General features: G+C 66.8%; 13 protein-coding genes. 6 read left to right on the top strand and 7 right to left on the bottom strand.

The genetic code is table 11. The features are described 5' to 3' along the window. The first annotated feature begins 7 nt into the window (after window positions 1-7). Window positions 8-751, top strand: a complete 744-nt coding sequence (locus tag AC0Z6F_RS07770) for a 3-keto-disaccharide hydrolase (protein WP_012510361.1) — start codon at window positions 8-10, stop codon at window positions 749-751. A 30-nt stretch (window positions 752-781) separates the two neighbouring features. Here AC0Z6F_RS07770 and AC0Z6F_RS07765 read toward each other — a convergent pair whose 3' ends face one another. Genes AC0Z6F_RS07765 through AC0Z6F_RS07745 form a run of 5 tightly spaced genes read right to left on the bottom strand, consistent with a single transcriptional unit; the run spans window position 782 to window position 5415 of the window. Beyond that, on the bottom strand, window positions 782-1078 hold the full coding sequence (locus AC0Z6F_RS07765) for a c-type cytochrome (protein WP_012510362.1): 297 nt from the start codon (window positions 1076-1078) through the stop codon (window positions 782-784). 18 nt (window positions 1079-1096) lie between these two features. Beyond that, complete coding sequence (locus AC0Z6F_RS07760; RefSeq protein WP_012510363.1) at window positions 1097-1960, bottom strand: sugar phosphate isomerase/epimerase family protein; 864 nt, start codon at window positions 1958-1960, stop codon at window positions 1097-1099. Between the two features lie 20 nt (window positions 1961-1980). After that, window positions 1981-3105, bottom strand: coding sequence for a Gfo/Idh/MocA family protein (locus AC0Z6F_RS07755; protein WP_012510364.1), 1125 nt, complete (start codon window positions 3103-3105; stop codon window positions 1981-1983). A 12-nt stretch (window positions 3106-3117) separates the two neighbouring features. Beyond that, window positions 3118-4335 carry a nucleoside permease gene (locus AC0Z6F_RS07750; protein ID WP_012510365.1) on the bottom strand — a complete coding sequence of 406 codons (1218 nt, stop codon included), beginning with the start codon at window positions 4333-4335 and terminating at the stop codon, window positions 3118-3120. Window positions 4336-4362: 27 nt separating this feature from the next. Then, entirely contained in the window at window positions 4363-5415 is a 1053-nt protein-coding gene (locus tag AC0Z6F_RS07745) for a sugar phosphate isomerase/epimerase family protein (RefSeq protein WP_012510366.1), read from the bottom strand. Window positions 5416-5510: 95 nt separating this feature from the next. Between AC0Z6F_RS07745 and AC0Z6F_RS07740 the strand changes: the two genes are divergently transcribed. Continuing rightward, window positions 5511-6518, top strand: coding sequence for a LacI family DNA-binding transcriptional regulator (locus AC0Z6F_RS07740; RefSeq protein WP_197581850.1), 1008 nt, complete (start codon window positions 5511-5513; stop codon window positions 6516-6518). Window positions 6519-6669: 151 nt separating this feature from the next. Next, window positions 6670-7722: a sensor domain-containing diguanylate cyclase gene (locus AC0Z6F_RS07735; protein WP_004147793.1), complete on the top strand. Its 1053-nt coding sequence runs from the start codon at window positions 6670-6672 to the stop codon at window positions 7720-7722. Between the two features lie 36 nt (window positions 7723-7758). Here AC0Z6F_RS07735 and AC0Z6F_RS07730 read toward each other — a convergent pair whose 3' ends face one another. Both AC0Z6F_RS07730 and AC0Z6F_RS07725 read right to left on the bottom strand, forming a co-directional pair. Beyond that, complete coding sequence (locus AC0Z6F_RS07730) at window positions 7759-8673, bottom strand: bifunctional helix-turn-helix transcriptional regulator/GNAT family N-acetyltransferase (protein WP_004147795.1); 915 nt, start codon at window positions 8671-8673, stop codon at window positions 7759-7761. A gap of 59 nt (window positions 8674-8732) precedes the next feature. Further along, window positions 8733-9665: a LysR family transcriptional regulator gene (locus AC0Z6F_RS07725; RefSeq protein ID WP_485616878.1), complete on the bottom strand. Its 933-nt coding sequence runs from the start codon at window positions 9663-9665 to the stop codon at window positions 8733-8735. Between the two features lie 108 nt (window positions 9666-9773). On the opposite strand from AC0Z6F_RS07725, the gene AC0Z6F_RS07720 reads away from it, so the two are divergent. The 3 genes from AC0Z6F_RS07720 to AC0Z6F_RS07710 all read left to right on the top strand — a co-directional run bounded on the left by AC0Z6F_RS07720 (window position 9774) and on the right by AC0Z6F_RS07710 (window position 13678). Then, window positions 9774-10622 carry an isocitrate lyase/PEP mutase family protein gene (locus AC0Z6F_RS07720; protein WP_485616877.1) on the top strand — a complete coding sequence of 283 codons (849 nt, stop codon included), beginning with the start codon at window positions 9774-9776 and terminating at the stop codon, window positions 10620-10622. Between the two features lie 125 nt (window positions 10623-10747). Further along, window positions 10748-11773 (top strand): AI-2E family transporter, encoded by a 1026-nt coding sequence (locus AC0Z6F_RS07715; protein WP_032969200.1) that lies wholly within the window; start codon window positions 10748-10750, stop codon window positions 11771-11773. Window positions 11774-11935: 162 nt separating this feature from the next. Next, window positions 11936-13678, top strand: coding sequence for a GGDEF domain-containing protein (locus AC0Z6F_RS07710; RefSeq protein WP_485616876.1), 1743 nt, complete (start codon window positions 11936-11938; stop codon window positions 13676-13678). Window positions 13679-13693: the final 15 nt, after the last annotated feature.

Raw genomic sequence — 13693 nt, 5'->3', positions numbered from 1 at the left:
CAACAGGATGATCAAGCCTTTGTTGATCGCGGCCACGGTGCTGGCCGCCGCACCTGCGTTCGCGCAGGCCGCTGCCGACCCTGCACGCGATCCGAAGAAGACCGAGGTGTGGACGCCGGTGCCCGCGACCGTGGCCACGCCGCCAGGCAAGGCACCGTCCGATGCAATCGTGCTGTTCGATGGCAAGGATGTCTCCGCGTGGGAGTCGGAGCAGGGCGGACGCGTGCCCTGGAAGATTGCCGATGGCGCCATGACCGTCGTGCCGGGCAGCAAAGGCATCCGCACCAGGCAACGCTTCTGCGACGTCCAGCTGCATGTCGAGTGGCGCACACCCACCGACACCAAGGGCTTCGAGGGCCAGAACCGGGGCAACAGCGGCATCTTCCTGCAGGAACTGTATGAGCTGCAGGTGCTCGACAGTTACAACAACCCGACCTATGCCAATGGCCAGGCGGGTTCCATCTACAAACAGGCGATGCCGTTGGTGAACGCCGCGCGCGCACCGGGCGAGTGGCAGGCCTACGACATCCTCTGGAAGGCACCGCGCTTCTCGCAGGGCGGTGGGCTTGTGTCGCCCGCGCGCATCACGGTGCTGCACAACGGCGTGCTGGTGCAGGACGACACTGTGCTGGCCGGCAAGACCGAATACATCGGTGCGCCTTCCTACGCGCCCCATGGGTGTGCGCCGCTCTACCTGCAGGAGCACGACTCCAAGGTCAGCTACCGCAACATCTGGGTGCGCGAGCTGTAGTGGCACACGGCCGGCGTGGTCGCCGGCCGCTTACTTCGCCAGATAACTGGCGATGTCATCGATTTCCTGCTGCGACAGCTGGGAGAAGGGTGGCATCAAGCCTCCGCCCTTCCTGATCTTGTCCTTGATCTGCGCAGGTTGCAGTCGCTTGCTGAGATCGGTGAGCGCCGGAAACGCGCCCGGCATGCCCGCACGATCCGCACCATGGCAGGCCACGCAGTTCGCGGTGTAGAGCTTTGCACCGGCGGCCGGGTCGTCCTTGCACCATGCTGCTGTCGCAACGCTCATGCCGCCCAGGGCCACGGCCATTGCCAGGATCATTTTCATGTGGGGCTCCTTGATGCGTCAGCGCTGCGCACGGGCGGGCACGTTGGCGGGCAGGTGTTCACGCAGGTAATCCGCGCCGGTCTGGATGATCTTGGCCGGATCGCGTGGCTGGTCGTGCTCGATGATGTACCAGTGCACGCCGGCGGCTGCCGCAGCAGGCAGGATCGCGTTCCAGTCCAGCACGCCCTGGCCCACCGCAGCGAATCCACCTTCGTCTTCGGCCTGGCCCTTTGGCGCATTGTCCTTGGCATGCACGGCGAACATGTGGCCGCGGAATTTTTCCAGCATCAGCGCCGGATCCAGGCCCGCACGCGCGACCCAGGCCAGGTCCAGCTCGGTCTGCAGGTCGGGGCCGGCCGCGGCGAACAGCAGTTCCAGGCCCGTCCTGCCGTTGAAGTCGACCAGCTCGAAGTCGTGGTTGTGGTAGGCCAGGCGCATGCCCTTGGCCTGCACCTGCCTGGCGATGCTGCCCAGTTCCTGGCCCAGCGCGGTCCAGCCTGCGGCGTCGGTCGGGCGATCCTTCTTGTCCAGGTACGGCACCACCAGCGTCGTGTTGCCGATTGATCGGTTGAAGGCGACCACACCGTCCAGGTTGCTGCGCAACTCGGCCAATGGCACGTGCGATGAGATCGCCTTGATCGAATACCGGTCCAGCAGCTGCTTGAGTTCGGCCGCGCTGGTGTTCTGGGTGCCGACCGTTTCCACCGCGTGCACGCCCGCGTCGTGGACGATCTTCAACTGCTGGTCGAGTGAGCCGGCGTTGCGCAGGGTGTACATCTGCACCGCGATCGGTTTCTGCGTGCTGGCGGCTTCGCCTGCGAAGGCGGGCAGGGCAGTGAGCAGCAGGACGAGACTTGCAGTTCTACGGACAAGGGTTTTCATCTACAGATCCTCCCGGGTTTTCAACCGATGGCAGTCCAGGCGCGCGACCTGGCCGATGCAATGACACGATCGACGATCTGCGCCGAGCGCAGCCCATCTTCGAAGGTCGGCAGTCCCTGCGGGCGCTCGCCGTTGATGGCGCGATAGGTGTCGGCAACAAATGCTTCGAAACACTGCGCGTAGCCCTGCGCGTGACCGGCGGGCAACACCGACAGCCGGCGTTGCTCGGCACTGCCGGCCCCGGGGCCACGCACGAAGATTTCCTCGCGCTGGTCGGGCAGGCCGATCCACAGCCGCTCGGCGTCTTCCTGGTTGAAGGCAACGCTGGTGTTGGCGCCATCGATCTCGAACCAGAGGCGATTGCGGCGTCCCGCCGAGACCTGGCTGACCGTCAGCGACGCCAGGGTACCGGCGCCGGTTCTGAACATTGCCAGCGCCACGTCCTCGCTCGTCACCGCCTGCATCGCGCTGCCTGCCGTCGGCGTGCTGAAGCTTTGACCGGTGTCGGTGCCGCGTTCGGCGATCACGGTATCGAACGCCGCGCTGACTTCGGTGAAGCGCTCGCCGCTGACCCATTCCACCAGGTCGCACCAGTGCGAGCCGATGTCGGCGAACACGCGCGAAGCGCCTCCCAGCGCGGGGTCCACGCGCCAGTTGTTGCTGGCCGGATCCAGCAGCCAGTCCTGCAGATAGCTGCCGTGAATCAGGTGCAGCGGTCCCAGTTCGCCCTGCGCGATGCGTGCGCGCGCCTCGCGCACCACCGGGTGGTAGCGGTAGACGAAGGGCACCGTAGCAACCAGTCCGGTCGACGCGGCCAAACCTGCCAGCGCCTGCGCATCTTCCAACGTGGTGGCCAGCGGCTTCTCGCAGATCACGTGCTTGCCGGCATCCAGCGCAGCCTGCGCCATCGAGCGGTGCAGATGGTTGGGTGTGCAGACATGCACGACCTGTACCTGCGGATCGGCGATGAGCTCCTCGATGTCCCGGTAGGCGCGCGGGACATTCCACGACTGCGCTGCCTCACGCGCGCGCTGCGGTGACGAGGCCGCCACGCCGCGTACCTCGGCACCCGCCAGCAATGCCGCACGGCGATGCACGGTACCGATCATGCCGGCGCCGATGATGGCGATTCCAAGCTTTGGCATCGGCTGTGGTCCTCAGAGCGCGGAAGGCGCGGCCGCGGCCACCGGCCGCTCGCGGAACAGCAACAGGAAGGCGATCAGCACGAGCAGTGCGACGCCGGCCGGGAACAACCAGATCTTCTGCCAGTCCGGGCCCGCTGCCGTGGTGTAGTGCTCCACCACCGCGCCGGACAGGAAGGTGCCGATCAGCATGCCCACGCCGTAGGTGGCCAGGGTGATGAACCCCTGCGCGCTGCTGCGCGCGGCGGGGCCGGCATGCGCATCGGTGTAGATCTGCCCGGTGACGAAGAAGAAGTCGTAGCAGATGCCGTGCAGCACGATACCGATCACCAGCAGCGAGAAGCCGCCGCCCGCATCGCCGAAGGCGAACATGGCATAGCGCACCACCCAGGCCGCCATGCCCACCGCCAGCATCGTCTTGACGCCAAGGCGCACGAACAGGAACGGCATGGCCAGCATCAGCAGGACTTCGGAAACCTGGCCCAGCGATTGCAGGCCGGCCGCGCCGCGCACGCCGAGATCGTTGAGATATGGGTTGGTGAAGTTGTAGTAGAACGACAGCGGGATGCAGATGGCGATGGAGGCCAGGAAGAACACCAGGTAGGAGCGCGACTTCAGCAGCCGCAGCGAGTCCAGCCCCAGGATCTGCCCCAGCCCAGCGTCGCGCTGCTGTGCCAGTGGCGGCGTGTGCGGCAGGGTGAAGGCATACAGGCCCAGCGCCAGCGAGGCCACCGCCGCCATCTGGAAGGTCAGCTCCAGACGATGCGCCTGTTCCCAGCCCAGCCAGCCGATCAGCACGCCCGCTACGATCCAGCCGATGCTGCCCGCCACGCGCACCAGCGGGAACTGCTTCTCGGGCGATTGCATGTGCCGCATCGCCACACTGTTGGCCAACGCCAGCGTGGGCATGAACAGCAGCATGTAGCCCATCACGTAGGCCGAGAACATGCTGAAGCTGGTCGCCGTGGACGCCAGCCACATCAGCACCGCGCCGGCCAGGTGCAGCACCGCGAGGATGCGCTGCGCGGCGAAGTAGCGATCGGCGATCAGGCCGACCAGGAAGGGCGCGACGATGGCGCCGATGGACTGGCTGAGGAAGGCCGTTGCCACCTGGCTGGCGCTGGCCTGCAGCGGGCCCTGCACCAGGTAGGTTCCGAGGGTGACGAACCATGCCCCCCAGATGAAGAACTGCAGAAACATCATCGCGCCCAAGCGCGACATGGCGTGCGTCATGGCTTGCCCTCCCGGGGCGGTAATGGCTCAGATTCCCAGCATGCGGCGCAGTGATTGCGGGTCCGTGCCGCTGTCGGCGAAATCATCGAAGGCACGCTCGGTCACCCGGATGATGTGGTCGCGGATGAACGCGGCACCTTCGCGTGCGCCGTCCTCGGGGTGCTTCAGGCAGCACTCCCACTCCAGTACGGCCCAGCCCGGGAAGTCGTACTGCGCGAATTTCGAGAAGATCGCCTTGAAGTCGACCTGGCCGTCGCCGAGCGAACGGAACCGCCCCGGACGATCGATCCAGTCCTGGTAGCCGCCATAGACACCACTGCGCGCGCTTGCGTGATACTCCGCGTCCTTGACGTGGAAGATGCCGATGCGATCGTGATAGCGGTCAATGAAACCCAGGTAGTCCATCTGCTGCAGCAGCAGGTGGCTGGGGTCGTACAGGATCTTCGCGCGGGGGTGGTGATCCACCACATCGAGGAAGCGTTCGAAGGTCGCGCCGTCATGCAGGTCTTCGCCCGGATGGATCTCGAAGCACAGGTCCACGCCGCAGGCGTCGAAGGCGTCCAGGATCGGTCGCCAGCGGCGGCCGAGCTCGGCGAAGGCTTCTTCCACCAGCCCCGGTGGACGCTGCGGCCAGGGATAGAAGTAGGGCCAGGCCAGTGCGCCGGAAAACGTGGCGTGCGCGGTCAACCCCAGGCGCTGGCTGGCCTTGGCGGCCAGCAGCAGCTGCTGCACTGCCCAGGCCTGGCGGGCGGCCGGGTCGCCGCGCTTGTCTGCCGGCGCGAAACCGTCGAACAGGCTGTCGTAGGCGGGGTGGACAGCAACCAGCTGTCCTTGCAGGTGGGTGGACAGTTCGGTGATCTGCAGGCCATGTCCGCCCAGCATGCCGGCGAGGTCGTCGCAGTACGCCTGGCTGCGCGCGGCCTCGGCCAGATCGAACAGGTGGGGCGCGCTGGTCGGTACTTGTAGGCCAGAATAGCCCAGCGCCGAGGCCCATCCGGCCAGCGTGTCCAGTCGATCAAAGGGAGGTGTGTCGCCAATGAACTGCGCCAGGAACAGCGCTGGACCCTTGAGCGTCTTCAAGATGATTCTCCCTGATGCAATCGATTGCATTACCCTAGCATGGGCCTCCTGCAGACCCGTTGTGCACTGCACAGCGATTGGAACAACGTAACGCCATGGCAACCATCTACGACATCGCAAGGCACGTTGGCGTTTCCGCCGGTACCGTGTCGCGTGCGCTTTCGCGGCCGGACAAGGTGCTGCCGGCCACCCGCACGCGCATCGAACAGGCGGCCGCTGCCCTGGGCTATGTGCCCAACACGGTCGCCCGGACGCTGAAGACCCAGCGCAGCGGCAAGATCCTGGTCACCGTCCCGGACATCGCCAATCCATTCTTCGCGCAGATCCTGCAGGGCGCGGAGGACGCGGCGCAGGCGGTCGGCTACGCCGTGCTGCTGGGCGATACCCAGAATCTGCCCGAGCGCGAGGAGCGCTACGCGCAGATGCTCCGGCGCAACGAGGCCGACGGGCTGATCGTGCTGGGGCACCGCCTGCCGCCGACGGCGCGCGAGATCGTCCAGCAGCGGGGCACCGCTGCACCGGTGGTCAATGGCTGCGAATTCGATCCCGCGCTGGGCATCCCCAGCGTCCACATCGACAACGCGGCCGCCGCGCGCGCGGTGATGGACCATCTGTATGGGCTGGGACACGAGCGCATCGCCGTGGTCGGCGGGCCGCCCGACAATCCGCTGCACCAGCAACGGATGGAAGGGGTCCGGGCCGCCGCCAAGGCGCGCGGCCGCCTGCGCCAGCTGGGCATCGTGCCGGGCGACTTTTCCCTGCAGTCCGGCCATGCGGCCGCGCAGGCGCTGCTGGCCTCGGCCGCCGCGCCGACGGCGATCTTCTGCTTCAGCGACCAGATGGCGCTGGGTGCCCTGGCAGCCTGCCGGGATCTGGGCATCCGCGTGCCGGAAGACTTGTCCATCGTCGGCTTTGACGATCTGGCATCGTCGCGTTACCTGACGCCGCCGTTGACCACCATCCGGCAGCCCATGCGCGAGATCGGTGAGCGCGCGGTCAACCTGCTGCTCGCCATCATCGATCAGGCTGATGTGCCGCTGCAGCAGACGCTGGATTTCAGCCTGATGCTGCGCGGCTCGACGGCTGCGCCCAGCAGCGGCTGAGGGCCGTGCGGAGCAGTTGGCCTGCAGCCGCCGGCCAGCACGGTTGCAGCCAGCACCCTTGATCCGGAATTGACGCGAAGCTGTCAGACTCGGCACAGGCAGCCCGCCAGGCTACCAGGGGGGAACGTGCGATCGCTCAAGGGGGTCGGCCATGCCGTTCTTGATTGACGCGACGGAAGTCGCAGTCGAGGGCATCGGCGCGGCGCGGCGCATCGGCTGGATGCGCTTCGTCGGCAATGGGCTGGGGGCGATCCCGATCGCTTCGATCATTCTCGAACGCCAGGATGGCGCCTGGGCGTGGGTGCTGTTGCTGCTCAACGCGTTGGCGTGGCCGGCGCTTGCACTGCTGCTGACCCACCGATCCCGCCAGCCGGCGGTGGTGCAGTTCCGCTGCATGGTGGCCGACTCCTTCTTCGGCGGTGGCTGGATCGCCTTCATGGCGCTGAGCGCGGTCCCCAGTGCATTGTTCGCCGCGCTGCTGGTCGCCGACAAGATCGCTGCCGGTGGCGTGCGGTTGGCGATGCGGGCGACGCTGGCACTGGTGCTGGGCTTTCTGCTCAGCTGGTGGGCGCTTGGATTTCCCTACCAGCCCATCTCCTCGCAGCGCACGATCGTGCTGAGCGTGCCGTTCCTGTTCGTGTATGGCATCGGGCTGAGCATCCTGAGCTGGCAACTGGCACGCCGGGTCAAATCACAGAACCGCCAGCTGCAGCGGCTGAGCCGGATGGATCCATTGGTGGAGCTGGCCAATCGTGGCTTCCTGATCCTTCGCGCGCAGCAGGTGCTGGACAAGGCGCAGGGACAGGGGGGCTTCGCCTGCCTGCTGATGCTCGACGTCGACGACTTCAAGCGCATCAACGATTCACATGGGCATCGGGCCGGGGACGAGGTGTTGCGGCAGATCGCCGCCACCTTGCGCGAATTCGCGCGCCCGGGCGACATACCGGCACGGTTGGGTGGCGACGAATTCGTGGTGCTGCTGCGTGACTGCACGACGCGTGATGCGATGCATGTGGCCGAGCGGATCCGGCTGCATCTGCTCGAAGCGGCAAGGCAGGTGGCACCGGGCGTGGAGTTCAGTGTCAGCATCGGTATCGCGGCGACGCCGGGCCAGGGCACCGTGGAAGACTGGCTGGCCACGGCCGACAAGGCCCTCTATCACGCCAAGCGCCAGGGCAAGAATACGGCCAGCTGGGCGGACTGATTTACGGCACCGCGCGCCGTGCGCATGCGGTGGGTATCAGAGCGTCCGTTCCCAGACCTGGCCGAGCAGATCGTGGCCAAAGCTGTGGTGGGGCTCTTCCTGTACCAGCTGGAAGCCCGCGCGTTCGTACAGGCGCCGGGCATCGGCCAGTACGCTGTTGGTCCAGAGCGTCATCCGCGTATAGCCGGCGGACGCCGCAAACGCGATGCACTCTTCCACCAGCCGGGCGCCGATGCCCATGCCGCGCGCGGTGGCATCCACATAGAGCAGGCGCAGCTTGGCGGTGCTGTCGTCCTGCCTGACCACGAACACCGAGCCCACCATGTCGCCGTCCTTCTCGGCGATCCAGCAGCGTTCACGCGCCGGGTCCAGCTCGCGCAGGTACTTGGCAACGATCTCCGACACCAGCGCTTCGTACTCCGCATTCCAGCCGAATTCGCGGGCATACAGCGCGGACTGCCGCGAGACCACCAGCCCCATGTCGCCCGGCCGCGGATCCCGCAGCAGGTACGAGGGAGACCTGTCGCCCAGCACGCTTTCGATCTGGCCCATGGCCGAAAGCAGCGTCAGCTGTGCCGTCTCGGGCAGCGTCGCCAGCAGCTCGGTCATTTCCCGACGCGAGGTTTCTTCCAGTGGCGCGAACACGCTGTGCCCAAGTGCCGTCAGGGTCAGAACGACCACGCGCGCATCCTCGGCCGAGCGGTCCTTGATGAGATAGCCCTGCCGTTCGAACCTGGCGGTGACCCGGCTCACATAGCCGGCATCCAGGCCCAGCTCACGGCACAGGTCCGAGGGCGACAACGGTGCGTGGTGGGCCAGTTCGTACAGGATGCGGACTTCGGTGAGCGACAGGCCACTGCGCAGCAACGATTCCTGTAGTACCCCGATCTGCCGGGTATAGAAGCGGTTGAAGCGCCGCACTGCATCGGCGCGTTCGGAAAGCGTGCCCATTGCCTTGGCCGATCCATGTATTTGACTTGGTCAAATAATTACTTGCCTAGGTCAAATAATCAAGGGGTACGCAGCTCTGTACTGCGGGCATCGTCCGGCGCCGTCGGCGGGTGTGCGCTGCTGCATGCACAGCGCAGCAGCGCGGCGGCCAGTGCAGGATGCTGGCCGCGCATGGCCAGCTGCAGGGCGGTGATCGGCATGCCCAGTTCCAGCGCGACGAAGGCCAGGCCCGGCCGATGCAGGGTCTGCATCGAGGCCGGCACGATAGCGATGCCCAGGCCCGCTGCGGCCAGGTTGATGGCCGAGGCCACCTGTGGCGCTTCCTGCTGGATGGTGGGGGTGAAGCCCTGGCTGCGGCAGGCAGCGACGACATCGGCGCTCAGGCCGTAGCCGGATTTCCGCGAGAACAGGATGAAGCGCTCATCGCGCAGTTCGGTCAGTGCGATGCCCGCCCGGCGGGCCAGCGGGTGTTCGGCCGGCAGTACCGCCACCAGTGGTTCGGCGCTGAGCTGCTGGATCACCAGCTCGCCAGGATGCGAATACGGTGGGCGCACGATCACCGCGTCCAGTTCGCCGTCGTCCAGGCGCCGGATCAGGGATTCACTGCCGTCTTCGACCAGTTGCAGCTGCACCGCCGGATGCGCCTGCCGGAACCTGCGCAGCAGTGCGGTCACCGCGTCGTTGTATGAGGCCGATTCGGTCAGCCCCAGCGTGAGCGTGCCGACCTCGCCGCGTGCAGCGCTCAGCGCCTGCTCCTTGGCCTGGTCGACGCGCGCGAGGATGTCCACGGCTGCTGCCCAGAACACGCGGCCCGCGTCACTGAGCACGATGCCGCGTCCCTGGCGATGGAACAGCGGCGTGCCGATCTCTTCCTCCAGCGCGCGGATCTGCTGCCCGAGCGGTGGCTGGGCGATATGCAGGGCCTCGGCGGCCTTGGTGAAGCTCTGCAGTTGGGCGGTCATGACGAAGTAGCGCAGGTGGCGCAGTTCCATTGGAACCTCAGGCGTTCTGGTGCTGTACGAACACGGTATTGGACGGTCGCCGGTGGCGGCAACATCATCGGTATCCCACGGCAGATGTCCAACTACAAGGGAGACCACATGAAGAAGACACGTCGGCTGCGCGATCTGCTTCGGCAGGGCAGCGTGATAGCACCGGGCGTATTCGATGGCTTGTCGGCACGCCTGGTGGAGCTGGCCGGCTTCGATGCGGTATATGCCAGCGGCGGGGCCATCGCACGTTCGGCCGGCGTACCGGACATCGGCCTGCTCGGTCTCAGCGAAGTGCTTGTGCAGATTGAACGGATCGTCGATGCCTGCGATCTGCCGGTGATCGCCGACGCTGACACCGGCTTCGGCGGCACCGCGAATGTTGAACGCACGGTGCGCGCGTTGGAAAGGGCAGGGGTTGCCGCCCTGCATATCGAGGACCAGGCCTTCCCCAAGCGCTGTGGTCACCTGGATGACAAGACGCTGGTTGACGCGGGCGAGATGTGCACGAAGATCCGCGTCGCCTGCCAGTCGCGGATCGATCCGGAGCTGATGATCATCGCGCGTACCGACGCCATCGCCTGCGAGGGCCTGGATGCGGCGATCGAACGCGCGCGTGCGTATGTGGAGGCGGGCGCGGACATGATCTTCGTCGAGGCCCCGGAAACGCTGGAGCAGATCGAGGTGATTTCGCAGCGTGTTCCCGGGCCGAAGCTGATCAACATGTTCCACAGCGGCAAGACGCCGCTGGTGCCGGTGCAGCGGCTTGCCGAACTCGATTACCGGCTGGTGATCATTCCCTCGGACCTGCAACGGGCTGCGATCCGGGCCATGCAGCGTACCCTGCAGGAGATTGCAGTGACCGGTGACAGCGGGCGTGTCGCCAATGCGCTGGCCAGCTTCAGCGAGCGCGAGGAGATCGTGCGTACCGGTCGTTATCTGGCGCTGGATCGCGCCTGAGTCGAGGAAGCCTGCCGGGGGCAGGGCGGCGGCCTGTGCAATCGTGGCGTAACGGCCATTCATCCTGCACACGGCATCGCCACGGCAATCCTCTACCATGGGCCACCCCGCCCGGACCTGCCCTGATGCAAGACGCCCTTGTTGCCCAGCCCAAGCCCCCCATCCCGAGGATCGCGGCCTGGCTGATGATGCTGCTGGGCATGTGGCTGGCGTTGAAGCTGGGCCTGGTGGTGACCCTGCTGTCGGGCCTGCTGGTGTTCCAGCTGACCCACCTGCTGGCCTCCACCGTGGAGGGCAAGCTGCCGCCAGGCCGGGCGCGGGCCATCGCGGTGATCGTGCTGTCAGCGGTGATCATCAGTGCGCTGGTGCTGGCCGGAATCGGCGTGGCGTCATTTTTCCGCAATGAGACCGGTGGGCCGGACGCATTGCTGGCGCGGCTGATGGAGATCCTCAATTCGTCGCGGCACCAGGTGCCGGCGCTGCTGCAGCCGTATATCCCCGAGGACATGCCGGCACTGCGCACGGCGCTGAACGACTGGGCCGCCGAACATCAGCGCCAGCTGGGCGTGGCCGGTACCTCGGTGGTGCAGGTGGGGGTACGCGTACTGATCGGTATGGTGCTGGGCGCGATGATTGCGTTGTACGACGAACTGCCGCTGCCGAAGATGGGCCCGCTGGCGCAGGAGCTGATCGGCCGCACCAGCCGCCTGGCCACCGCATTCCGCCAGGTGGTGTTCGCGCAGGTGAAGATCTCGCTGCTCAACACCGTGTTCACCGCCATCTTCCTGCTGGGCGTACTGCCGTTGTTCGGCGTGCACCTGCCACTGTCCAAGACCCTGGTGCTGATCACCTTCATCGCCGGCCTGCTGCCGGTGGTGGGCAACATCATCTCCAACACCATCATCACCATCGTCGCGCTGTCGGTGTCGTTCTACGTGGCGGTGGCGGCGCTGCTGTACCTGATCGTGATCCATAAGCTGGAGTACTTCCTCAATGCGCGCATCGTTGGCGGCGAAATCCAGGCCCGCGCCTGGGAGCTGCTGCTGGCGATGCTGGTGATGGAAGCGGCGTTCGGCCTGCCGGGCCTGGTCGCCGCGCCGGTGTTCTACGCCTATGTGAAGCGCGAACTGGTCGACCAGCGCTGGATCTAGTACGGCAGGGTGTGACGCATTCGGCCCGCCCAGGCGCTTGGTAAGACCTTGCCGGCGCGTTCGCGGTAGCTGCGGTATACCCGTGGTCACGGTTCGCGCGGCACTGGCTTGGCGCTGCCGGGACCGGCGGCTACAGTGATCCGCACTTCAGGGGAAATTTGCATGGCCGGCAAGGCATCGCCCATCGGGTTGCGGACCTGGGTCTGGATCCTGGCGGGGTTGTTCGTGGTCTGTACGCTGCCGTTGATGGCCATCGCGCTGGTCCAGGGCACGCTGCGCTACAGCGCCGCCGAAGACAACCTGGTCAGCCTGCGCCAGCTGCGGCAGACCTTCGACCTGGCCAACCTGGTCTCCGCCGAACGCGGCCCGGCCAACAGCCTGCTCGGCGCCGACCCGGCCGATGCCGCCGAACACGCGCGGCTGGCTGCGCAGCTGGCGATGGCGCGCAGGCGGGTGGATACCTCGATGCAGCAGCTGGACAGCGTGTTCAGGGCCTCTCCCGGCGTGGTGGACGAGCAGGGCCTGCTGGCCGATGCGCAGCGTCGGCTGAAATCGGCGCGTGCGGCGGTCGACCGCGTCACCGCGCAGCCGCAGGAGGCGCGCCGGGTGGAGGAAGTGGAGCGGGCGATCAACAGCATGTTCGCAGTCGTCGACCGGCTGCACCTGCTGACCTCGGCGCAGATCAATCTGCTGGTCAGCGTCGACCGTGAGGCAGCCATTCCGGCGATGCAGGGCCAGGTGCTGATCGATCTGCGCGAGCATGGCGGCCGCCTGGCGTCCAACGTGATGGCGCCGGTCGCGGTGCCGGGCGCCTGGCGCGACGAGCAGGTACGCGCTGCACTGCAGACCGAGGGCCGCCTGCTGGAACTGTGGCGGCTGGCCGGCAGCCACCAGTCGGTGTTCCGCAGTGACCCGGAGCTGTCCTGGCACTGGGACATGGCCCGTCGGCAGTTCTTTGGCGAGTCGCTGCCGATGATCGAGCAGCTGATCGAGGACGGTCGCCGCGGCGTGCCGCCACCATGGACCGCGGCCGAGTTCACCGCGCGCTACGTGCCGACGCTGCAGTCACTGGAAGCGCTGCGTGATGGCTACCTGAGCGTGTCCATCGCCCGTTTCGAGCGCACCCGCAACCGTGAGGCGACACGGCTGGCAGTGTTGGTGGCGACTGCGCTGGGCACGCTGGTGGTGCTTGGCGTGGCCCTGCGCATTGCCCATCTGCAGATCCTGCGGCCGTTGCTGCTGGCGCAGCGGCAGGTGATCCAGATCGCCTCCGATGCACCCGGCCCGGAGCAGCACGTCACCCATCCGCTGGCGGAAATGCAGCGCCTGTTCGATGCCATCGAAGTGCTGCGCGAGAAGTCGCGGGAACGCTTGGCGTTGACCAGCGAGCTGCGCCAGCTGGCCGGTACCGACGAACTGACCGGCCTGCTGAACCGACGCGCGCTGGAGGAAGTGGTGCAGCAGCGGCATGCCGAGGGCGAGGCCAGTGCGGTGGTGATCCTGCTGGACGTCGACCGCTTCAAGGCGATCAACGATGGCCATGGCCACGATGCCGGTGACCAGGTGCTGGAGCAGGTGGCACAGCTGCTGCAGCGCCACCTGCGCCGCAGTGACAGCATTGCCCGCTACGGTGGCGAGGAATTCCTGGTGCTGTTGGCCGACGGTGATCTCGCGGGTGGCCGCCGCCTGGCGGAGTCGCTGCGCCTGGCGCTGCAGCAGCTGGACATCGTAATCACGGGTGGCATCGAACTGCGGGTGACCGCCAGTTTCGGTGTGGCCCAGGGAGGTACCGATGCACTGGGCTGGCGCACGCTGCTGCGTGCCGCCGATGCCGCCATGTACCAGGCCAAGGCGCAGGGCCGTGATCGCGTGCGGGTGGCCGGTGGCGGGCGCGTTCCGCGCTGAAACGCCACGTTCATC

The sequence above is a fragment of the Stenotrophomonas sp. 1L-E-5-B-C3 genome (assembly GCF_057292075.1).
The sequence above is the reverse complement of the archived record's forward strand: the minus strand, read 5'-3'. Positions and strand labels throughout refer to the sequence as shown.

What these genes read in the sequence shown, in the direction of transcription:
- AC0Z6F_RS07770 (WP_012510361.1), top strand. Translation starts at nt 8, where the DNA reads ATGATCAAGCCTTTGTTGATCGCGGCCACGGTGCTGGCCGCCGCACCT.
- AC0Z6F_RS07765 (WP_012510362.1), bottom strand. Translation starts at nt 1,078, where the DNA reads ATGAAAATGATCCTGGCAATGGCCGTGGCCCTGGGCGGCATGAGCGTT.
- AC0Z6F_RS07760 (WP_012510363.1), bottom strand. Translation starts at nt 1,960, where the DNA reads ATGAAAACCCTTGTCCGTAGAACTGCAAGTCTCGTCCTGCTGCTCACT.
- AC0Z6F_RS07755 (WP_012510364.1), bottom strand. Translation starts at nt 3,105, where the DNA reads ATGCCAAAGCTTGGAATCGCCATCATCGGCGCCGGCATGATCGGTACC.
- AC0Z6F_RS07750 (WP_012510365.1), bottom strand. Translation starts at nt 4,335, where the DNA reads ATGACGCACGCCATGTCGCGCTTGGGCGCGATGATGTTTCTGCAGTTC.
- AC0Z6F_RS07740 (WP_197581850.1), top strand. Translation starts at nt 5,511, where the DNA reads ATGGCAACCATCTACGACATCGCAAGGCACGTTGGCGTTTCCGCCGGT.
- AC0Z6F_RS07735 (WP_004147793.1), top strand. Translation starts at nt 6,670, where the DNA reads ATGCCGTTCTTGATTGACGCGACGGAAGTCGCAGTCGAGGGCATCGGC.
- AC0Z6F_RS07730 (WP_004147795.1), bottom strand. Translation starts at nt 8,673, where the DNA reads ATGGGCACGCTTTCCGAACGCGCCGATGCAGTGCGGCGCTTCAACCGC.
- AC0Z6F_RS07725 (WP_485616878.1), bottom strand. Translation starts at nt 9,665, where the DNA reads ATGGAACTGCGCCACCTGCGCTACTTCGTCATGACCGCCCAACTGCAG.
- AC0Z6F_RS07720 (WP_485616877.1), top strand. Translation starts at nt 9,774, where the DNA reads ATGAAGAAGACACGTCGGCTGCGCGATCTGCTTCGGCAGGGCAGCGTG.
- AC0Z6F_RS07715 (WP_032969200.1), top strand. Translation starts at nt 10,748, where the DNA reads ATGCAAGACGCCCTTGTTGCCCAGCCCAAGCCCCCCATCCCGAGGATC.
- AC0Z6F_RS07710 (WP_485616876.1), top strand. Translation starts at nt 11,936, where the DNA reads ATGGCCGGCAAGGCATCGCCCATCGGGTTGCGGACCTGGGTCTGGATC.